The 22,097-nt window shown below is 29.9% G+C and carries 19 protein-coding genes and 1 tRNA gene; 16 read left to right on the forward strand and 4 right to left on the reverse strand.

Translation table 11 applies throughout. From position 1 onward, the window contains the following. Positions 1 to 6 precede the first annotated feature (6 nt). The 3 genes from DR024_RS11035 to DR024_RS11045 all read left to right on the forward strand — a co-directional run bounded on the left by DR024_RS11035 (position 7) and on the right by DR024_RS11045 (position 4,397). Entirely contained in the window at positions 7 to 1,260 is a 1,254-nt protein-coding gene (locus tag DR024_RS11035; RefSeq protein WP_055183805.1) for a glycosyltransferase family 2 protein, read from the forward strand. A gap of 17 nt (positions 1,261 to 1,277) precedes the next feature. Then, complete coding sequence (locus DR024_RS11040) at positions 1,278 to 3,392, forward strand: cellulose biosynthesis cyclic di-GMP-binding regulatory protein BcsB (protein WP_099329037.1); 2,115 nt, start codon at positions 1,278 to 1,280, stop codon at positions 3,390 to 3,392. A 123-nt stretch (positions 3,393 to 3,515) separates the two neighbouring features. After that, the gene (locus DR024_RS11045; RefSeq protein ID WP_027097908.1) at positions 3,516 to 4,397 is read left to right on the forward strand and encodes a DMT family transporter; all 882 of its coding nucleotides are present in this window, start codon (positions 3,516 to 3,518) and stop codon (positions 4,395 to 4,397) included. Positions 4,398 to 4,627: 230 nt separating this feature from the next. Here the strand turns inward: DR024_RS11045 and DR024_RS11050 are convergent, their stop codons facing one another. Beyond that, positions 4,628 to 5,656, reverse strand: coding sequence for a glycoside hydrolase family 18 protein (locus DR024_RS11050; protein WP_055254246.1), 1,029 nt, complete (start codon positions 5,654 to 5,656; stop codon positions 4,628 to 4,630). A 271-nt stretch (positions 5,657 to 5,927) separates the two neighbouring features. Beyond that, a tRNA-Met gene (locus DR024_RS11055) sits at positions 5,928 to 6,003 on the reverse strand. Positions 6,004 to 6,280: 277 nt separating this feature from the next. Between DR024_RS11055 and DR024_RS11060 the strand changes: the two genes are divergently transcribed. The 3 genes from DR024_RS11060 to DR024_RS11070 all read left to right on the forward strand — a co-directional run bounded on the left by DR024_RS11060 (position 6,281) and on the right by DR024_RS11070 (position 8,457). Further along, positions 6,281 to 6,490, forward strand: a complete 210-nt coding sequence (locus tag DR024_RS11060; RefSeq protein WP_055254244.1) for a hypothetical protein — start codon at positions 6,281 to 6,283, stop codon at positions 6,488 to 6,490. A 200-nt stretch (positions 6,491 to 6,690) separates the two neighbouring features. Continuing rightward, entirely contained in the window at positions 6,691 to 7,497 is an 807-nt protein-coding gene (locus tag DR024_RS11065; RefSeq protein WP_055254242.1) for a rhomboid family intramembrane serine protease, read from the forward strand. Positions 7,498 to 7,548: 51 nt separating this feature from the next. Next, positions 7,549 to 8,457 (forward strand): ribonuclease Z, encoded by a 909-nt coding sequence (locus tag DR024_RS11070; protein ID WP_111918794.1) that lies wholly within the window; start codon positions 7,549 to 7,551, stop codon positions 8,455 to 8,457. A gap of 40 nt (positions 8,458 to 8,497) precedes the next feature. Here the strand turns inward: DR024_RS11070 and DR024_RS11075 are convergent, their stop codons facing one another. Together DR024_RS11075 and asnA are read right to left on the reverse strand one after the other, a co-directional pair. Continuing rightward, positions 8,498 to 10,594, reverse strand: a complete 2,097-nt coding sequence (locus DR024_RS11075; protein WP_111918796.1) for a glutamine synthetase III family protein — start codon at positions 10,592 to 10,594, stop codon at positions 8,498 to 8,500. A gap of 13 nt (positions 10,595 to 10,607) precedes the next feature. Continuing rightward, a complete protein-coding gene (gene asnA, locus DR024_RS11080) occupies positions 10,608 to 11,615 on the reverse strand; it encodes an aspartate--ammonia ligase (protein ID WP_055254237.1) in 1,008 nt (335 codons plus the stop codon). A 237-nt stretch (positions 11,616 to 11,852) separates the two neighbouring features. On the opposite strand from asnA, the gene glnA reads away from it, so the two are divergent. The 10 genes from glnA (at position 11,853) to DR024_RS11130 (ending at position 22,057) form a co-directional block, all read left to right on the forward strand. Then, the gene (gene glnA / locus DR024_RS11085; protein ID WP_055254235.1) at positions 11,853 to 13,175 is read left to right on the forward strand and encodes a type I glutamate--ammonia ligase; all 1,323 of its coding nucleotides are present in this window, start codon (positions 11,853 to 11,855) and stop codon (positions 13,173 to 13,175) included. Positions 13,176 to 13,203: 28 nt separating this feature from the next. After that, on the forward strand, positions 13,204 to 13,773 hold the full coding sequence (locus DR024_RS11090; protein ID WP_055183809.1) for an ANTAR domain-containing response regulator: 570 nt from the start codon (positions 13,204 to 13,206) through the stop codon (positions 13,771 to 13,773). Between the two features lie 5 nt (positions 13,774 to 13,778). Then, positions 13,779 to 14,618, forward strand: a complete 840-nt coding sequence (gene dapF, locus DR024_RS11095) for a diaminopimelate epimerase (protein ID WP_055254233.1) — start codon at positions 13,779 to 13,781, stop codon at positions 14,616 to 14,618. Next, the gene (locus DR024_RS11100; RefSeq protein WP_027097898.1) at positions 14,611 to 16,227 is read left to right on the forward strand and encodes a CTP synthase; all 1,617 of its coding nucleotides are present in this window, start codon (positions 14,611 to 14,613) and stop codon (positions 16,225 to 16,227) included. Before dapF ends, DR024_RS11100 begins: the two co-directional genes overlap by 8 nt. Further along, positions 16,211 to 17,404 carry an LL-diaminopimelate aminotransferase gene (locus DR024_RS11105; RefSeq protein WP_111918798.1) on the forward strand — a complete coding sequence of 398 codons (1,194 nt, stop codon included), beginning with the start codon at positions 16,211 to 16,213 and terminating at the stop codon, positions 17,402 to 17,404. Before DR024_RS11100 ends, DR024_RS11105 begins: the two co-directional genes overlap by 17 nt. Before the next feature lie 199 nt (positions 17,405 to 17,603). Then, on the forward strand, positions 17,604 to 18,983 hold the full coding sequence (locus DR024_RS11110) for a radical SAM/SPASM domain-containing protein (protein WP_055254231.1): 1,380 nt from the start codon (positions 17,604 to 17,606) through the stop codon (positions 18,981 to 18,983). An 82-nt stretch (positions 18,984 to 19,065) separates the two neighbouring features. After that, the gene (locus DR024_RS11115; protein ID WP_027097895.1) at positions 19,066 to 19,338 is read left to right on the forward strand and encodes a metal-sensitive transcriptional regulator; all 273 of its coding nucleotides are present in this window, start codon (positions 19,066 to 19,068) and stop codon (positions 19,336 to 19,338) included. Between the two features lie 262 nt (positions 19,339 to 19,600). Further along, the gene (locus tag DR024_RS11120) at positions 19,601 to 20,458 is read left to right on the forward strand and encodes a hypothetical protein (protein ID WP_055254229.1); all 858 of its coding nucleotides are present in this window, start codon (positions 19,601 to 19,603) and stop codon (positions 20,456 to 20,458) included. Positions 20,459 to 20,562: 104 nt separating this feature from the next. Continuing rightward, entirely contained in the window at positions 20,563 to 21,060 is a 498-nt protein-coding gene (locus tag DR024_RS11125; RefSeq protein WP_055254227.1) for a hypothetical protein, read from the forward strand. A gap of 43 nt (positions 21,061 to 21,103) precedes the next feature. Next, entirely contained in the window at positions 21,104 to 22,057 is a 954-nt protein-coding gene (locus tag DR024_RS11130; RefSeq protein ID WP_055254226.1) for a calcium/sodium antiporter, read from the forward strand. The last annotated feature ends 40 nt before the right edge of the window (positions 22,058 to 22,097 follow it).

Here is a 22,097-nt window from a genome sequence, read left to right on the forward strand (position 1 = left end):
AGGAATATGAATATTTTTGACTATCTTTTATTATACTCCCTAGGGACTATATGGGTTGTTATAACTGTAAACATTGTCTTAGTAATTGGAGGGTATATTTATTATACAAAAACAAATGACAAAAAAATGAAAGAGGAATTGGAGCATTATCCATTTGTAAGTATTATGGTACCTGCGCATAATGAAGGAATTGTAATAGAGAAGACTGCAGTATCATTGTTAAATTTGGATTATCCAGAGGATAGATATGAAGTAATAATTATAAATGATAATTCATCAGATAATTCAGCTGAAATACTAGAAAACGTAAAAAATAGGTATCCAAATAGAAACTTCATTGTAATAAATACAGATAATATAACAGGTGGTAAGGGAAAATCTAATGCATTAAATATTGCCTTAGATTTAAGTAGGGGTGAATATTTAGCTATATATGATGCTGATAATACGCCAGAGTCTAAAGCATTAAAATACCTAGTTCAAACCATAGAAGAAGATAAACAATTAGGTGCTGTTATAGGGAAGTTTAGATGTAGAAATAAGAAAGTAAATATGTTAACTGCCTTTATAAATATTGAAACTTTAGCTTTCCAGTGGATGTCACAGGCTGGAAGGTGGCAGTTCTTTAATTTATGTACCATTCCTGGCACAAACTTTATTATAAGAAGATCTTTAATAGAAGAAATGGGGGGATGGGACACAAAAGCAGTTACAGAAGATACTGAAATAAGTTTTAGATTATATAGAATGGGGTATAAAATTAAATTTATGCCACTTGCTGTAACTTGGGAGCAAGAACCTCAAACATTAAAGGTTTGGTTTAAGCAAAGGACAAGATGGGCAAAAGGAAATATATATGTGGTTTTAAAGAATGTTAAATATATTTTTGCAAGGGATTCAGGAGCAACACGATTTGATATTGCTTATTATGTTATGGTATATTTTTTCTTTTTAAGTGCAAATATTATTTCGGATTTATTATTTATTTTATCAATGTTGGGGCTTATTACATTAAATATTGAAGGGTATGGTATTGCACTATGGGTTATGGCAGTATCTGTTTTTATATTATCATTGCTGGTGTGTATATCTACAGAAAAAGGGGAATTGACTTTAAAGAATTTCTTTATTATAGCCATAATGTATTTTACATATTGTAAGCTTTGGGGTATAGTAGCTGGATTTGGTTTCTATAGTTTTATGAAGGACACGATTTTAAAGCAAGAGGTTAAATGGTATAAAACTGAAAGGTTTGAATAAGGGAGTAGGAGGTACTAATGAAGAAGAATATAAAAGAACTTTTAAAGATAATTAGTTTGATTTTAGTTGTAAGTTTTATTATACCAGTAAATATTGCTACAGCTTTTCCTAAAAATAGTTATACATATACAAATGAAACTTATATAAGTAAGATTGATTTAAATAGTAATATTACTTTTCATGGAGTATTTGATAGTTATAGATGGATTTTTAATACTAAGAGTAAAGAAGGAATTGAAAGAGCAACTTTAAACTTAGAGATAGAATTAACAGATGTGTTAGCTGATAAAGTAAAGAGCTACTTAACATTTTCTCTAAATGGATCTCAATTTTATTCTATGGAAATAAATAAGAGAAATGGAGAGCCAGAAACTATCACTATAAATTTACCTGGTTATTTATTGAAAGATGGATCTAATGAAGTTAAAGTAGAAGGATATTTAAGATGCAGTGATGAACCCTGCACTGATGATTATAATACTGCAAACTGGTTAGTTTTGGGAGGAAAATCAAATATAGAATTAGTAGAAAAGGCTAAAGTATATGGAAATAAAATTATAGAATTCCCTTATGGATTATCAGAAAGCTATGATTCTAATAATAAAATAATAATTCCTGATAAGTATACAGATGGTGAATTATCATCTGCTCTAAAATTCCAAACTCTTTTAGGAGGGATTAATGGTAATGGGGAAATAGTAAAATGGAGCGATAGAGGAGATTTATCAAAAAGTAATGTTATATTTATAGGTTCTAAAGAAGAGGGGGAAAGTAATCTTCCAATAATAAGCAATGATATAAAAGATTTGCCCTTAGATAATGAAGCTTATATAGGAGTAAATAATTCACCTTTTTCTACAAGAAGTGATTTAAAGCTAATTTCTATAATTTCAAATAGTGAAACTGAATTAGAGAGTGCTATTAAGTTTTTGATGAATAAGGATATATATGGTCAAGTTTCATCAAGTTCAACCTTTGTAAATAGTAATCTTGATTTAGATAAAGAGATAAAGCCAATTAGCTCTATAATTACCCTAGATGAATTAGGGATAAGTGAAATGAAAGTGGAAGGACTTTTTAGAAAAGAAGTTAAGATTGGATATGCCTTACCTAAGAATAAAAAGTTATCTCCAGGAGATAAGCTTGAATTAAATTTAAGATATTCTGAAAATCTTGATTTTGATAGGTCTTTATTTACTGTATATATAAATGATACTCCAATAGGTAGTAAAAAGTTAGAGAGGGAAAAAGCTAATAATGATAATATATCAATAGTTATTCCTAAAGATGTTTTAAATACATCATACCTAGAAATAAAATTAGCTTATGATTTAAATTTAAAAGGTGTAGAGTGTGAGAAGAATCAGCATGAACAACCATGGGGATTGGTAACTGGAGATTCATATATACAAATTAATAGTAGAAATACAAATGAGTTTTATTTTAATAATTATCCTGCGCCATTTGTTCAGGATTGGGATATAAATGATACCATGTTTATTATTCCGGATAACCTTCCATCTAAGGATTTAACTGCTTTAGGAAATATGGCTAACCTTATGGGAAAAGGCATGAGATACAACCTTGGTAAAATAGGAGCAGTAAGTATAGGTAACTTAAAGGATGAACATAAGGATAATAATATTATAGTTTATGGTACGCCTAATAGTAATAAGCTTATAAAGGAACTAAATAATTCATTATGGTTTAAGTATGATAAAGATTGGAGTAAATTCTTATCTAATGAAAAATTATATTTAATGGATGACTATGCTAAAAACATTGCAACATTTCAGTTAGATTACTCTAGCTACAGTAGTGGAAAGTTTATGTTAGTTCTAACATCTCCAAATGAAGAACTACTAACTAAGAGTTTGGTGTATCTAGGAAAAGAAACAGAGGTATATAAGTTGTATGGAGATGGAGCTGTTATTGATATAGATGGTAATGTAAGAAACTTTAAGTATAAAGAGTCAGAAGAGGCACCTATGTATGAACAATTAAAAGGACTAGAAGGTGGGGAAAAAACATTATTGATTATATCAGGATTAATCTTTGTCTTTATAATTGCAGCTGCAGTATTTTACCTAAATAAGAATAGAGATATTATAAGAAGCAAGAAAAATAAATAGAAATGTGAAAAAGTACTTGGATTTTTCTAAGTACTTTTTTTATCTTTAGTATGGTACGGTGGATAATATATAAGTATAATGTATATTGAATTTTAATTTAAAAAGCTACATTAGGAGGAACAGATGAATTTTAATAATTTGAGTAATAGAACAAAAGGAATAATATTTATAATACTATCAGCCTTTGGATTTGCTATGATGTCAGCCTTTGTTAAGTTAGCTGGGGATTTACCATCCTTTCAAAAAACTTTTTTTAGAAATCTAGTATCTGCAATAGTTGCTTTAATTTTAATTTTAAAACACAAGGAAAGTTTATTTGGTAAAAAGGAAAACCAAAAGACTTTAATAATGAGATCAACCTTTGGTACATTAGGAATAGTTCTAAATTATTATGCTATAGATAGACTTATTCTATCAGATGCAAATATGCTAAATAAATTAAGTCCATTTTTTGTAATAATATTTTCTGCTTTGTTCTTAAAAGAGAAGATTAATTTTAAACAGGGATTAGCTTTAGTTATAGCTTTCTCAGGAGCTTTATTCATTATAAAACCAAGTTTTAATTTTGAAATGATTCCTGCTTTAGCTGGTATAGGTGGCGCAATTTTTGCAGCAGCAGCTTACACTTGCCTTAGAGTCTTAGGAGGAAAAGAAAAACATTATACAATAGTATTTTATTTCTCTGCCTTTTCATTAGTGGCAATATTCCCATTTATGATGGCAGTATATAAATCTATGACAATGACTCAGCTTATGTATTTATTATTAGCTGGTGTCTTTGCAAGTGTTGGACAGTTTGGAATAACATTAGCATATAAATATGCTCCTGCAAAAGAAATTTCTATTTTTGATTATTCAAATATAATTTTCTCAGCATTAATTAGTTTTGTTATCTTTGGAGCATTACCAGATTATTTAAGTGTTATTGGATATTTAATAATATTTGGAGCATCGTTGTTTATGTTTTTATATAATAAGAAGCTGGATAAAAAGATAAGAAGGTAAAAAGAGTTAATGTAGATGCCTGAATATTTTTTTCTTCTTGCTATCTCAAATCTCCAAATCATTCTTTATAAATTCTAAAAATGAATATATTGAAGAAACAACAAAGCTTATTGGAAGTTTTGAATTTAATAAGAAAAGGAGTTGTCCCAATAGAGAAAAATTATTATCTATTGAGACAGCTCCTTTATTTTAAATTTATTATATTAATTATCTATCTTATTTTGATTATCCTATTTAAGTCCTTCATGAATTGCATTTAAAAGTTTACCAGTCTTATCAGCATCATAAAGCCAGAACATAATTCCCCTTAAATTATTATCCTTAACATATTTGGTTTTATGAGAAATAGATTCTTCATCATCATAGGATATAAAATTATCACCATTAAATAGGTAAGGGGCTTTTGCTTCATCATCCCAATATCTTGTGTAACCATTTTTATTAATATAATCTCTATCTAAATCAGTAAAGTCTTGAGATATACCACCTGTTGATTGAGCCATTTGAAGATATCCATTATTTACATTAGGAACTCCTGTCCAAGATCTGGAGTAGAAGGCAGAACCTATTAATAATTTTTCTGATGGTACTCCAGCAGCTTCAAATAGTTTAACTGAATTCATAATACTGCTTGGAAATATATCTCCTGAAGAAGTATAAAGATTAGTATGATGACCAGTTAATATTTGAAAACCGCCTCTAAAATCATAGGTCATAAGCATAACATAATCTAAGTACTTTTGAACTTTTTTCATATTAGTAAATCTAATAAAATATTCATCAGCACCAGCTGCTATAGTTAACAAATAGTGTCTGTTGTCTTTCTCTCCTTCTTTGTCTAAAGCTTCTCTTAAATCCTTCAATAGAAGAGTGAAGTTCTCTTTATCTTTAGGGCTAGATGTAATTCCAGAGATTGATGAAGTAGGATATTCCCAATCTATATCAATACCATCTAATTTATGTTCTTTCATAAATCTTATAGCTTCTTCATTAAAGAATTTTCTACTTTCTTCTGTCATGGCAGCTTCAGAGAAACCACCATTTCCCCATCCACCTAGAGAAATAAGAAATTTAATTTCAGGATTATATTTTCTTATTCTTTCTAATTCATTAAAGTTCTTTAATTTAGTATAAATTTTTCCTTCAGAATCGATTTTACCAAAGGCTAAGTTAACATGAGTAAGTTTCTTAGCGTCTTCTTCAGTAATTGTTTCTAGTCCACCATCTCTCATATAAGCTATTACATATTTTTTCTTCATAGTGAATCCTCTCCCCATTTATAGAATACGTAATTATTATAACAGTTATGGATAATAATAGGGAAGATTGTATAGACATATTATTTATAAATGCAAAATTTGGGGTGGATATTTATTTTGCTTGTTCTGTCGCAGGGTCCAAGTCACAGAAAAATAAATATTTAAAGATAAGGAAAATGTAATAATACCTTTGATGTATAGCTAATTGAAATTTTATACTTTCCTAGACAGTGAAAAAAGAACTTCTAGCTATTCTAGAAGTTCTTTTATATGGTTGCGGGAGCAGGACTTGAACCTACGACCTTTGGGTTATGAGCCCAACGAGCTACCAACTGCTCCATCCCGCGTTATTTACTATGTATTTATATTAAGGCAATTATTAAAGTTAGTCAAATACAGGATTGCCTAGATATATTCAGTATATAGGAGGAAAGTGTGAAGTTTATGTATGAAATTGTTTAAAACCATGTATCAGGGAGGAAAATATATGGATTAACCTTTAAGGGTACAAAATTATTAAAAAAGTATAATTTATATAAAAAAATAATTGTTAAATATTTACAATTATGTATACTAGTGCGATAATGATTCATATAAGAAAGGGAAAAAGGGGGAGAATAAGGGATGAGTTCATATTATGTTAGTAATAAAGTTGACTTAAATGGTATGCATATAGTTCATGAAGAGGGATGTAAGAATATGCCTGAAGAATTAAATATAACTTATATGGGGGAGTATTATAGCAATATTGAAGCGGTAGAAGACTGCAAAAAGAATTATTATCATAATAGTGATGGATGCTATACATGCTGTCCTGATGCAAACTTTAGATAGGAAAAAGAACTAAAACCAAAGAAAATAATTTTATAATTTTCCTACCTTCAGTGGGGGAGGAGAGGATGTTTGTTTTTCGGTGACTTGGAGCTTGCGACGGAACAATAAAAATAAATATAAGTGCCGATTTTCTTGGCTATTATTATATTATGTGGTAGAATTTATATTAAACAAAATATGAGATAAAGGGGCGTTTGCTTTTGAATTGGATAAATAAACTAGATAGAAAATTTGGAAGACATTATATTCATAATTTAATGGGAATAATTATAGCTGGTAGTGCAGCCTTATTTATAATAGATTATGTTTTAAAGACAAATATAAGAAGTATGCTTTATTTAGAACCAGCTTTAGTATTACAAGGTCAAATATGGAGACTTGTAACCTTTGTTTTTGTAATGAATCCAGGAAGTATAGTATTTGCAGTTTTTGCTTTCTACTTTTATTATATAGCTGGGAACGCTTTAGAATATGAGTGGGGCGGGTTTAAATTTAACCTTTATTATTTGGTAGGTATGATATCAGCAATTGTTATATCTTTTATAACAATGAGTTCTGTTACTGCTGATATAATAAATTTATCTTTATTTTTAGCTTATGCTAAGCTATATCCTAATGCAGAATTTTTACTATTTTTCATTTTGCCTATTAAAGCAAAGTATTTAGGATATTTTAACTGGGCAATAATAATATTAGGAGTTTTACAAAGCATTATTAATTTTAGTATACAAGGAATTTTAATTAATCTAGTTCCTGTAATTAATTACCTTTTATTCTTTGGAGCAAGTAATTATAGGGAAAAGAAAATGAGAAATAGCTCTGTTATAAGAATGAAGGACTACAAGAGAAAAATTAATTCTGTTAAAAAGTCATATACTCATAAGTGCACTGTTTGTGGCATTACTGATGTAGATGATCCAGATATGGAATTTAGATATTGTAGCAGGTGTAATGGAAAGCATGCTTATTGTGAAAAGCATATTTTAGATCATGAACATATAAAATAATCTAGGGGGCAGCAAGTAAATGCTGCCCTTTTTACATCTAGGAGTGATAAGATGGTTAATTTATGTTTTTTGGGAACACTAGGAAATATACCTTTACCTAATAGACATTTAGCAGCTTTAATGGTTGCTTATAATGGAAGAAAGATATTAATTGATTGTGGAGAAGGAACACAAGTAGCTATTAGAGAAGGTGGGTTAGGATTTAAGAATATTGATTGTATATGTATAACTCATGTACATGGTGATCATATAATAGGACTTCCAGGGCTATTATCTACCATGGGAAATAGTGATAGAAGAGAGAAGGTAAAAATAATAGGTCCTGTAGGGCTAAGAAAAGTAGTGGATGGATTAAATGTTATTAACCCCTATTTACCTTATGAATTAGAGATTATTGAGGTGAAAACAGAAAAAATAGTGCTAAGTGATGAAATTATTATTTCTTCATTAGAATTGGAACATTCAACTAATTGTGTTGGATACAGCTTCTATTTTAAGAGAAGAAGAAAGTTTGATAGGGAAAAGGCAGAAGAAAATAATGTTCCAAAGATTTTGTGGTCAAAGCTTCAAAAGAATGAAGAGGAAATTGAATATGAGGGGAGCATATATACAAAGGAAATGGTGTTAGGCCATGAGAGAAGGGGAATAAAATTATCATATATTACAGACACAAGGCCTATAAAAGAAATACCTGAATTTATTAAAGATAGTGATTTGTTTATTTGTGAGGGCAACTATGGGGACGATAATGATTTGGATAAAGCTTTAAAAAATAAGCATATGACTTTTAGAGAAAGTGCAACACTTGCAAAGTTAGGGGAATGTATGGAACTTAAAATAACTCATTTTAGTCCATCACTTCCAAATCCTCAGGATTTTATTCATAATGCTAAAGAGGTTTTTGAAAATTCATCTATTGCTTATGATGGGGAATTAAAAACTATTAATTATAGGGAATAATAAGGGCGTAATTCTGTTTAGAATTACGCCTTTAGTAAACTTATATTTTATATAGTAAGTCTGCATAATTTGGTATTGGCCAATATTCTTTGCCTACTAATAATTCAAGACTGTCCGCATAGGATCTAGCTTCTTCCATAGTAGGTATAATTAATGATTTGTAGAAGTCCGCAACTGATAGTGGATCTGAATAGTCATCAACCCTTCTTAAAAGGCTATCTAGCTTTTCTATTTCGGTATATAAATTGTTAGCTAGGTTAGATATATTAGTTAAGGTTCCTCTTTCCATATCACAGCAGTTACTTAAGCCAACAGACTTTTTAGCTATGATTGTATCACTTAAATTTTTCATGTAATTAGTAACAGCAGGTAGTATTTCTTTTCTTATCATATCCACCATTGTTAGTGCTTCAATATTTATGATTTTTGAGTAATTTTCAAGTAATATTTCATATCTTGAACGAATTTCTGTTTCAGTAAATATATTATGCTTTTCAAATAAAGCTATATTTTTATCCTTAATGAAGTAAGGAAGAGCATCAACTGTAGTTCTTAAGTTTAATAAACCTCTCTTTTCTGCCTCTTGGATCCATTCATCAGAGTAATTATTTCCATTAAAGATAATTCTCTTATGGTCTTTTAGAGTCTTTTTAATTAATGAATTTAAAGCCTTCTTAAAATCAGTTGCCCCTTCAAGTTCATCTGCAAAGGAAGAAAGAGCTTCAGCAACAATTGTATTTAAGATTACATTTGGTCCAGAGACAGAGAAGGTAGAGCCAAGCATTCTAAATTCAAACTTATTACCTGTAAATGCAAAAGGAGATGTTCTATTTCTATCTGTTGTATCTTTGGGAAATCTAGGAAGGACATCAACTCCAAGTTCCATTTCTACCTTGTCTTTAGCTGAGTACTTTTCATTATTTTCAATAGCATCTAATATACCTGAAAGCTCATCACCTAAGAACATTGAAACTATAGCTGGAGGAGCTTCATTAGCACCTAATCTATGGTCATTTCCAGCATTGGCTACAGATATTCTTAGTAAATCTTGATATTCATCCACAGCTTTAATTACTGCACATAGGAAAGTTAAAAATTGAGCATTTTTAGCTGGAGTTTTTCCAGGTTCTAAAAGGTTTTGACCATTATCAGTAGATAAAGACCAGTTATTGTGCTTTCCTGAACCATTTATACCTTCAAAGGGTTTTTCATGAAGTAAACATACTAAACCATGTTTATCAGCAACCTTCTTCATAGTTTCCATAGTTAATTGGTTGTGATCTGTAGCTAAATTAGTTGTAGTAAATATAGGAGCAAGCTCATGTTGGGCAGGCGCAACTTCATTGTGTTTAGTCTTTACAAGTACTCCAAGCTTCCATAATTCCTTATCTAATTCTTCCATAAAAGCTGCTATTCTAGGTTTTATAATACCAAAATAGTGATCTTCAAGTTCTTGCCCTTTAGGCGCTTTTGCACCTAGTAAAGTACGTCCTGTTAATATTAAGTCTAATCTCTTTAAGTAAAGATCTTTATCAATTATAAAGTATTCTTGTTCAGGTCCAACAGTTGTTATAACACTCTTAACATCTTCATTACCAAATAAATTTAATACTCTTAAAGCTTGTTTGTTTATTGCTTCCATGGAACGAAGTAGAGGAGTTTTTTTGTCTAAAGCTTCCCCGCTATATGAGTAGAAGACAGTTGGTATACATAAAGTATTATCTTTTATAAAGGCATATGAAGTGGGGTCCCATGCTGTATAACCTCTAGCTTCAAAGGTTACCCTTAAGCCACCATTTGGGAAACTTGAAGCATCAGGTTCCCCCTTAATTAATTCTTTACCTGAAAATTCCATAATTATTTGTCCATCTTCAGTTGGTGAAATAAAGGAATCATGCTTTTCAGCTGTTATTCCTGTCATTGGTTGGAACCAGTGTGTAAAGTGAGTAGCACCTTTTTCTAATGCCCAGTCTTTCATGGCACATGCTACAATATTTGCCACATTTATATTAAGAGCTTTACCCTTATCAATACAAGATTTTAGTTCATTGTAAGTTTGTTTTGGTAATCTTTCTTTCATTATTTTTTCATTGAAAACCATGCTTCCAAATAAATTAGGTACATAATCTTTATTCATTTATAAATCCCTCCTATAGCAAGTTTATATTATTTTCTTTACAAATTTTTAGGGTATCTTTATCCCAAATTGATGAATGAACTTCTCCTATATGTGCTTTTCCAAGTAGAAGCATGGAGAGTCTAGATTGTCCAATTCCACCACCTAAAGTTAGTGGCAAGGTTTCATTAAGAATCATCTTATGAAAAGGTAGGTTCTTTCTATCTTCGCATCCACTTTTAACTAACTGTTCTTCAAGGGAGGTTTTATCTACTCTTATTCCCATTGAAGAAACCTCAAAGGCACATTCTAAAATATCATTCCAAAATAATATATCTCCATTTAATGCCCAGTCATCATAGTCAGGAGCACGTCCATCATGCTTTTTACCATTAGGTAGAAGATCTCCAATTTTCATTATGAAAGAGGTTTTATGAGTTTTTACAAATTCATTTTCTCTCTCTTTAGGAGTTAGCTCTGGATAAAGATTATATAGTTCTTCTGTGGTAATAAAAGTAACATCATTAGAAAGAGTCGTTGTAATTTCAGGATAAATTACTTTTAATGAATCCAAGGTATTACAGATTGCAGAAACGATGCTTTTTACTGTATCCTTCAAATACTCAATATTACGTGTTTCTTTAGTAATTATCTTTTCCCAATCCCACTGATCAATATATATTGAGTGAAGGTTATCCATTTCTTCATCTCTACGTATTGCATTCATATCAGTATAAAGACCTGTTAACTCTTTAAAACCATATTTAAATAGTGCCATACGTTTCCACTTAGCAAGAGAGTGTACTACTTCTGCGTAAGTTCCAGTTTCCTTAATATCGAAACTTACTGGACGTTCGTATCCATTTAAGTTGTCATTAATTCCTGTTGTAGGATCTACAAATAGTGGTGCAGATACTCTCTTTAAATTTAACTTTTCCCCAAGTTCTTTTTGAAATTTACTTTTTATAATTTCAATAGCCATTTGTGTTTGAAATAAATCAAGTTTAGGTTCATAGTTTTTAGGAATGAATGTTTTACTCATATATATAGCCCCCTTTTAAAATAAAAAAAGACGCCCTAGGAAATTAATCCTATAGCGTCTTTGCTTTAGTTCATTATATTCTTGATGGAAATAAATAGTCAATACTTTTTTAAAATATTGACAAAAAAATATCTAAGGAATAAAATGTTAATAGGACAAAGGCGTTCTAAGTTTGTGAGTGATTCGCAGGTTTAGTGACGTCTTTTTTTGTTTATAGAGACATTAAGGAGGGTAATTATGGATAGAACAATAAGTGAAATCATCAAGTTTGTAGATGATAATGATATTAAATTTATTAGACTTCAATTTTGTGATATATTGGGGGAATTAAAAAATATATCAATAATGTCCTCTCAATTAGAAAGGGCTTTTAAGTATGGAATAAGCTTTGATGCTTCATCTATAAAGGGATTTTTAGATATAGAAGAGTCAGATTTATTCTTATATCCAGACCCATCAACATTAACAATATTACCTTGGAGACCACAGGAAGGTAGGGTGGCAAGATTCTTTTGCTATATTAAAAAGCCTAATGGGGAAATCTTTGAGGGAGATACGAGATATATACTTAAAAAAACAGAAGATGAACTTTGGAGTAAAGGATATTTATCTAAGGTTGGACCAGAATGTGAATTCTACTTGTTTAAAAGGGATGATGAAGGAGACCCAATATTAATTCCTCATGATTTAGCTGGATATTTTGATGTTGCACCTTTTGATAAGGGAGAGAATGTAAGAAGAGAAATTTGCCTTACACTTGAGGATATGGGATTAACTCCAGAAAGTTCTCATCATGAATCAGGACCAGGGCAAAATGAAATTGATTTTATGTATGATGGCTCTCTAGCTTCTGCTGATAATTTTATAACTTTTAAAAATGTAGTAAAAACAATAGCATCGTTAAATGGGCTACATGGAAGTTTTATGCCTAAACCATTTATAGATAAGAGTGGTTCAGGTCTTCATATAAATTTATCTTTATTTAAGGATGAGGATAATATTTTCTTAACTGATGTAAATCATAATGAAAATGCAGAAAGTTTTATAGCTGGAATTTTAGGGCGTATTAAAGAGATAACAGCAGTTTTAAATCCTACTGTAAATTCATATAAAAGATTTGGGGGATATGAAGCACCTAAATATATAACATGGTCACACAATAATAGATCACAGCTTATAAGAATACCAGCATCAAAGGATAAGTACTGTAGGATGGAACTTAGAAGTGCAGATTGTACATGCAATCCATATATGGCTTTTTCTTTATTATTAAAGGCAGGTCTTGAAGGCATAGAGAAGAATAAAAAACTTATAGCTCCTGTTGATAAAAATATGTATTCAAGTCTATTAGAAAATGATATTGATAGTCTTCCAGATAATCTTGGGGAAGCTATAAATATAATGGAAAAAAGTACATTTGTAAAAGAGTCATTAGGAGATTTTGTTTTTAATAAGTTTATTGAGAATAAAAAGAATGAATGGAAGGATTACGAAGAAAAATGTGTTCAAAATGATGAAGTAAGTGATTGGGAAATAAATAATTACTTTATTAAACTTTAATTAGATGTGCTAGCGTGGGAGGTGTTATATGGATAAGATACTTGTAGTTTGTAGTTCTGAAAAAGGAAAAAAAGTATATACTGACAATTTAAAAGATATGGGATATATCCATGTTGACACTGAAAATAATAGTGGAGCTGCAAGGAGAAGAATACTTGTAGATGAATATAATATGGTTATAATTGATACACCTCTTACTGATGAATTTGGTAATGATTTAGCTATTAAAATAGCAGAAGGAGGAACTATTGGGGTTATACTTATGGTTAAAAGTGAAAGTGCTGATATGATTAGTGCTAAGGTTGAAGATTATGGAGTATTTGTTATATCAAAGCCTTTTACAAAATCAATATTTTATCAAGGAGTAAAATTTGTTTTTACCTCTTTAAGGAGATTTAGGGCGTTAAAAAAGGAGCAAAGCACATTAAAAAGAAAAGTAGAAGATATAAAGAGAATAGATAGAGCAAAATGTTTGTTAATTCAATATAATAACATAACGGAGGAAGAAGCTCATAGAGTTATAGAAAAGCATGCTATGAATGAAAGAATAACTCGTAGAGAGGTGGCAGATAAAATTATTAAAAGATATGGGGTATAGATATTATGAAATTTACAAAGATGCATGGTATAGGAAATGATTATATATATTTTAATTGCTTTGAAGAGAAAATAAAAAGTCCAGGGGAATTATCAATTAAGTTAAGTGATAGACACTTTGGAGCTGGTGGAGATGGTATTGTGCTTATATTGCCATCAGATAAGGCAGATTTTAGAATGAGAATGTTTAATGCTGATGGATCAGAAGGAAAGATGTGTGGCAATGCATCAAGATGTGTTGGTAAATACTTATATGAGAAGGGGCTAACTAAAAAAACAAGTATTAAACTAGAAACTCTATCAGGAATTAAGGTATTAGATTTAAAGGTAGTAAATGAAAAAGTAGTATCTGTAAAAGTAAATATGGGAAAACCTATTGTAGAGGCAAAAAATATTCCGGTTATATCAGATGAAGAAGAAGTTATAAATAGAGAGTTAATTATTAATAAAGAAAAATATAATATTACATGCCTATCAATGGGAAATCCTCATTGTGTAGTATTTATGGATAATATTCATAACTTAGATTTAGAAAAAATAGGACCATATTTTGAGAATAATGAAATTTTTCCAGATAGAATTAATACAGAATTTGTGGAAATTATTAATGAAAAATATATAAAAATGAGAGTTTGGGAAAGAGGAAGTGGTGAAACCCTTGCTTGTGGAACAGGGGCATGTGCTTCTGTTGTAGCTTCAGTTATAAACGGATATTGTAAGAGAGATAGTGATATAAAGGTTGGGCTTTTAGGTGGAGAATTAATTATAAATTATACTTCACAGGGAGATGTTTATATGGAAGGACCTGCAGAATTTGTGTACGAAGGAAGGATAGAAGATGAGTAAAAAGTATATTTTTGTAACAGGTGGAGTTGTATCAGGCCTTGGAAAAGGTATAACAGCAGCATCCTTAGGAAGACTTTTAAAAAGTAGAGGATTAAAGGTAGCAGCTCAAAAGTTTGACCCATATATTAATATTGATCCTGGAACAATGAGCCCCTTTCAACATGGTGAGGTTTTTGTAACAGATGATGGTGCAGAAACGGATTTAGATTTAGGGCATTATGAAAGGTTTATTGATGAAAGCTTAAATAAATATTCTAATATTACAACAGGTAAGGTATATTGGAATGTTTTAAATAAAGAAAGAAAAGGGGAATACTTAGGAGAAACGGTTCAAGTAATACCACACATTACAAATGAGATTAAAAACCAAGTTTATTTACTGGGAAATAATACCAATTCAAATGTGATTATTACTGAGATTGGAGGAACTGTAGGTGACATAGAATCACTTCCATTCCTAGAGGCTATAAGGCAAGTTTCATTAGAAGTAGGACGTGAAAATTGTTTGTTTATACATGTTACTTTAGTTCCATACATATTAGGGTCAGAGGAATTAAAGACTAAACCAACACAACATAGTGTAAAAGAGTTGCAAGGTTTGGGAATAAAACCAGACATTATTATGTGTAGATGTGACATAGAATTAAATGAGTCAGTAAGAAATAAAATTGCAATGTTCTGCAATGTAAAAGAGGATTGTGTAATAGAAAACAGAACTGTACCAGTATTATATGAAGCACCATTAATGCTTGAAAAGAATAGATTTTCTGAGATTGTATGCAGAGAATTAGGAATTAAAAATACTAAATCCAACTTAACTGAATGGGAAGCTATGGTTAAGAAAATTAAAGCCTGTGATAAGGAAGTTAAAATTGGAATAGTAGGGAAGTATGTACAACTTCATGATGCATATATTTCTGTAGCAGAAAGTTTAAAGCATGCAGGTTATGAAAATGGAGTAAACATAGATATACAATGGATTGATAGTGAAGAGGTAACAAGAGAAACAGTTAAAGAAATGCTAAGGAATTGCAGTGGTATAGTTGTACCAGGTGGTTTTGGTAATAGAGGAATAGAGGGGAAAATTGAAGCGATAAGGTATGCTAGAGAAAACAATTTACCTTTCTTAGGAATTTGCTTAGGTATGCAAACTGCTGTAATTGAGTTTGCAAGAAATGTTTTAGGTTTAAAGGATGCTAATTCAAGGGAGTTTGATGAAGTATGTAAGAACCCAGTTGTAGACTTAATGAATAATCAACTAGGTGTTGAGTATAAGGGTGGAACAATGAGATTGGGCTTATACCCTTGTGCTATAAAAGATGGTAGTAAATTAAAAGAATTATATGGAAGAGATAGAATAGAAGAAAGACATAGACATAGGTTTGAGTTTAATAATAAGTATAGAGCAATGTTTGAAGAAAAGGGTATGACATTAAGTGGTGTTTCTCCAGATGGAAGTTTAGTTGAAGTTGTAGAAATAGATAAGAATGACTTCTTTGTTGCAGCTCAATACCACCCAGAGTTTTTATCACGTCCAAATAGACCACATCCGTTATTTGTGGGATTAGTAAAAGCATCCAAGGAGGGGGAGTATGGTAAAGATCAATAGTAACTATTTAAGTTTAAAAGATAGCTATTTATTTTCAACAATAGCTAAAAAGGTTAAAGCTTATAAAGAAAAGAATCCTGATAAAAGAGTTATATCTCTTGGAATAGGAGATGTAGTTTTACCATTATCAGAGCCAGTAATTAATTCATTAAAAACTGGTGTTGAAGAAATGGCAAAAAAAGATTCCTTTAAAGGGTATGGTCCTGAACAAGGGTATGATTTCCTAAGAGAAGGTATTAGGGGATATTATAGTGAATTTGGTGTTCAGCTAGATGAAAAATCAATATTTATAAGTGATGGAGCTAAAAGTGATTTGGGAAATTTATTAGATATTTTCTCAAAGGATAATATAGTTTTAATACCAGATCCAGTGTATCCTGTATATGTAGATACTAATATTATGGATGGAAGAAAAATAGAATATATGAACTGTAATGCAGAAAATAATTATCTTCCATTACCAGATTTCAATGTTAAAGGAGATATAATATATTTATGTTCGCCTAATAATCCTACAGGTGCAGCATACAATAGGGAACAATTAGAAAAGTGGGTTCAATATGCAAAGGAAATTGGAGCAATAATCCTTTTCGATGCAGCATACGAAGCTTTTATATCTAGCCCAGAAATTCCAAGAAGTATATATGAAATAGAAGGGGCAAAAGAATGTGCAATTGAAGTATGTTCCCTTTCTAAAACAGCTGGCTTTAAAGGAATGAGATGCGGTTATACAATAGTTCCTTTAGAATTAGAATGTGAAGGAGTTAAGTTAAACAAGTTGTGGCTTAGAAGACAAACAACTAAATTTAATGGGGTATCTTATGTTGTTCAAAAGGCTGCTTCAGGAGTATTCTCTAAAGAGGGAAGAGAGAAGGTAAAGGAAGTAATAGATTATTATAAAGAAAATGCTAAGATAATATCTAAAGTCTTTGATGAACTTGGAATTTCTTATACTGGAGGAGTAAATTCACCATATATATGGATTGAATGTCCAAACAAAATGTCATCTTGGGAGTTTTTTGATTTTCTATTAACAGAAGCAAATGTTGTTGGAACTCCAGGAGAAGGCTTTGGTGAAAATGGTGAAGGACGCTTCAGATTTAGTTGCTTTGGAGATAGAGAAGATATAGAGGAAGCTTCACAAAGAGTGTTTAAAGCGTTAAATGATTTAAAGTAGTATCTAAAGAGAAAAAGGTTATAGACATAGTTGTTAAAATAAAGAAAAGTATAAATAAATATATATTAAAGATTTTAAAGTAAGCTTAGAAATTATATTTTAAGCTTACTTTTTATATTTTTAGGTATTCATTCTTTGGAAAATGAATATAATTTTATAATGACTAATAGTCATTGTAAGATTATAAGGAGGTAATGCTATGAACATAATTGAAACCATCGGAAAGGAAAGTAGGGAGGTGATTATTTCTCAGGTTTGTAGAATCCTAGAAAAGAATCCAGAAAAGAATGTAGACAAGTTATTTAGTGTTATTAAGGCATTATCAAGAAATACAGAAAGTAAAGATGCTATAGAGAGTATAGAGAAATACTATAATGAAGTACCTTCTATAAAGGAAGAGATAAATCATATACTTTCCACCACAAATTCAAACTGTTTACAAAAGTTTTTTAAGAATTTTTTGGCTAATGCTATATGGAGTGGAGTACCTAAAAGAGGAAAGTGGATGGAAAGTGAAGATACAAAGATTCCTTTTGTACTATTATTAAGTCCATCAATGAGATGTAATCTTAGATGTACTGGGTGCTATGCAGCAGATTATCCTAAAGATTCAGGACTTTCATATGAAGAGGTGGATAGAATAGTTGGAGAAGCTAGAGAGTTAGGGATACATTATATGATTATATTAGGGGGAGAACCTTTTTTTGTAGATTATATGTATAAAATATATGAGAAATATAATGATGTTTACTTTACTCCGTTTACAAATGGAACCTTATTTAATGATGAGGTAGCTGATAAATTATGTAAGCTTGGAAATGTAATGCCTATGTTTTCTTTAGAAGGTTTTGAAGAGGAAACTGATAGTAGAAGGGGAAAAGGAATATTTAAAAAAGTAATGGAAGGTATGGATTTATTAAGGGATAGGGGAATACCTTTTGGCGTTTCTTCAGCTACATCAACTCATAATATAGATAAGGTAAGTTCTGAAGAGTTCATTGATATGCTTATAAAGAAAGGATCCTTAATGAGTTGGTATTTTATTTATATGCCTGTTGGAGACAAGCCTAATGTAAAGGATATGCTAACTCCAAGTCAAAGAATAGACCTTGGTAGAAGAACTAGAAAAATAAGAACTACAAAGCCTTACTTTACAATAGATTTCTTTAATGATGCTCCTTATGTAGGAGGATGTATAGCAGGAAAGTACTATTGTCATATAAATTCTAGTGGTGATGTAGAACCATGTATATTTGCTCATATTGCTACAGATAACATAAAGGATAAAAAGCTTATAGATGTATTTAGATGCAATATGTTTAAGGAATTAAGAAATAGGCAACCCTATAATAAAAATATGTTAATGCCATGCATGATGATAGATAACCCTAATGTAATAAGAGAAATTGCAGCTAAGGTTAATGCATATACCACAGATGCCAGTGCAAATGCTATGCTAAATGATAAATATTTTAAAGAAAAGTTAGATACTTTAGCAAGTGAATTTAAGCCATATGCCGATGAAGCTTGGAAAAAAGATTTCAATTGTAAAGGTAATGATGAGTTTTCTAAGGGATAAAATATATAGTTAGGTATTTATCATTTTTTATTTTTAGGATAAACTATAAATATACCGATATAGGGTATAAGGAGGAATAATAATGAGTAACGACAAAGATAAATTAAATAAGGATATTTTAAATAGATTAAAAAGAATAGAAGGTCAAGTAAAAGGAATCCAAGGAATGGTGGATAAGAATGTATGCTGTAAGGATGTTCTTATACAAATTTCTGCTATTAGATCAGCTATTAATAAAGTGGGCGCATTAATGCTAGAAAACTATGCAATGAATTGTTTATCCCTTGATGAAAACTCTGAGGATAAAGAAAAATTACAAGAGTTAATTAAAACAATGAATACATTTATGAAATAATATAATCCAAGATATAAAAGAGAAGTTCTAATAGAGCTTCTCTTTTACTGTCTAGGAAAGTTACCTTTAGTATGTGGGGGAATAGATATATTTTTCTGTGACTTCTAGCTTGCGACGGAACGCGAAAAATAAATATCCACTCCACCTTTTTTATGATTTAAAGAAATATTTAAATATTGTTATAAATATATAAATATATAAATATATAAATATATAGCAAAAATAAGTTGGGCAAGTTAAAATTATACTAGGGATGATAATAATGAAAGTTAATAAAAAAATGCTTTTGGGAGTAATAGCTTTAATTATTTTTTCATGGGGAGTAAATATGATTTATTTTATGAATACTCGTATCAATGAACCTTTGTTTTGTTATAGCTATGGAGATAATGAATTAGCTCTTATTTCTTATTTTACAAGTGATGAAGAAGATAAGATAGAAAGAGTTGTATTTCCTGAATTAGGAGAGGAAGAATTTGATATTCTTAATATGTACAGTTATCCTGGAAGTTCAACTGGTCTTTTTCATAATGAATTAAATCATGAGATAGGTTGTAAGTATAAAGTGAATTATTTTTATATTCCAATAAGGGAATTCTCTGATGAATATACAAAGAAATTATTTGGTGGTACCAAAGTAACAAAGTTAAATTATACTACAGCTAAAGGAAAAGAAGGTGCCATAGAATTTGGTGAAATTAAGTTTAAAAATAAAGATTTAACTTTATTAGATAACAATATTATTAGTGTGAGTGATTCACTTTACGATAGCTATTACAATTACTCTAGTTTTATTGTAGAAGATGATATTGAAATTACAGGAATAGATGATGAGTTATTTAAGTTATATTTAGAAAATGGTTTGATCCAAATTAATAATGAGAAAATAGATAGCAAAAGCTTTCCTATTAAATTGAAAAAGGGTGAGATACTGCAAGTTCAAGTAGAAGTTGATAATATTTTCCCTCACTATTATATGATTAATGGAAGCGTAACATTTATAGCAAAAAATAAAGAAGGTAAAGAAGAAAAAATAAACATAGCTGTTATGGATACTACCAATAAAGAGTTTACTAAAAAACAAGTTGAAGACTTGAAAAAATTAAGGGGGATAAAATAATGACAAGTGATGGATTTAAAAAGATATTTATTGGGTTAATATTTGTTTTCCTTGATATAGTTATATTTATAAATTGATTACCTGATTTTATAGGATATATTTTAATGCTTGAAGGATGTGTTATGTTATCACCAAAAGAGAAATTATTTCAAAAAACAATAAAGCCTTTGAAAATTCTTACTGGGATATCAATTATAAAATTATTAATATTTATCTTTCCGCACCTTATACTGAATCTTTCTGATGCTGTAATTATGGAAGATAGTATTTATTTTTTTATTGCAAAAGAAAGTCTTAATATTGTATCTACTGTACTTTGGATTTATGTGGTTTTTTACTTGTTAAAAGGGGTTTATGCAATGGTGGCAGAAAGGGGAGACAATGCGATTTTAAGGCATATTAGATTTACTATGGTGTGTTATTTAACGCTATTTGCCATAGAGCACATTATGACCTCTCTTTTATATAACATAGATTTTGCAGGAGTAATAAGGACAATTGCTATATTTGTTATAGGGGCAGAAGCAGTATGTAATATATTGATTTTGGTTATTATAAATAGAAGTAAAAAACTTCTTGAGGATAAGAGTGATTTAGTATAAAATTTATAAGGAAATTCGCAAAAGAAAGTAGAGGAATTAACTCATGGACTTCATTATTTTAATTATAGGATTCTTTTTGTTAATTAAGGGGGCAGATATATTTGTTGACGGGGCTTCTTCAATAGCTAAAAAAATAGGAATCCCTTCTGTAATAGTTGGGTTAACAATTGTATCATTAGGAACAAGTGCACCTGAGCTTGCAGTAAGTTTGATTTCTTCTTTTAATGGAAACAATGGAATTGCAGTAGGAAATGTTTTAGGATCTAATTTGTTTAATACACTAGTAGTTTTAGGTGGAACAGCTATAGTAGCACCACTTATAATAAAAAAATCTACTATAAAAAGAGATTACATAACTACATTATTAGTAACTATTTTAACTTGTTTTCTTATTTTTGGATTAGTACCTAAGAGTGAGAATATGCTTTCACGTATAAGTGGTATTATCTTATTAGTAGTATGTATTGCTTATATGTTTATATTAGTTAAGGCTGCTAAAAAAGATAGTGTTAAAGATGAAGAGAATACATCTGAAATAAAAATGTCAAAGAATATACTATTATCATTAATAGGTGTTGTAGGAATAGTCTTTGGAGGAAATTTAGTTGTAGATTCAGCTACAAATATTGCTTATGCTCTAGGAATGAGTGAAAAGTTAGTTGGACTAACTATAGTGGCTGTTGGAACTTCCTTACCAGAATTAGTAACATCAATTGTTGCAGCTTTAAAGGGTGAAAATGATATTGCATTAGGGAATGTTCTAGGTTCTAATATATTTAATTTAGTACTTATACTTGGAGCTTCAGCAACCATTAGTCCTATTACAGTTTTAGGGGTAATGCTAATAGACTTCATAATTTTAATTGCAGTAACATTATTTATTGGTGCTTTAATATTCTTTAATAAAAAGGAAGATAAAAGGCTTGGTAGATTAGAAGGAATAATCCTTGTTGGAATATATGTAGCATATTTAGCTTATATAATAATGAGAAACTAAAAGAAGAGAGCTATAGATTATATTATCTGTAGCTCTCTTC

It is taken from the genome of Clostridium paraputrificum (genome assembly GCF_900447045.1).
Lineage (GTDB): Bacteria > Bacillota > Clostridia > Clostridiales > Clostridiaceae > Clostridium > Clostridium paraputrificum.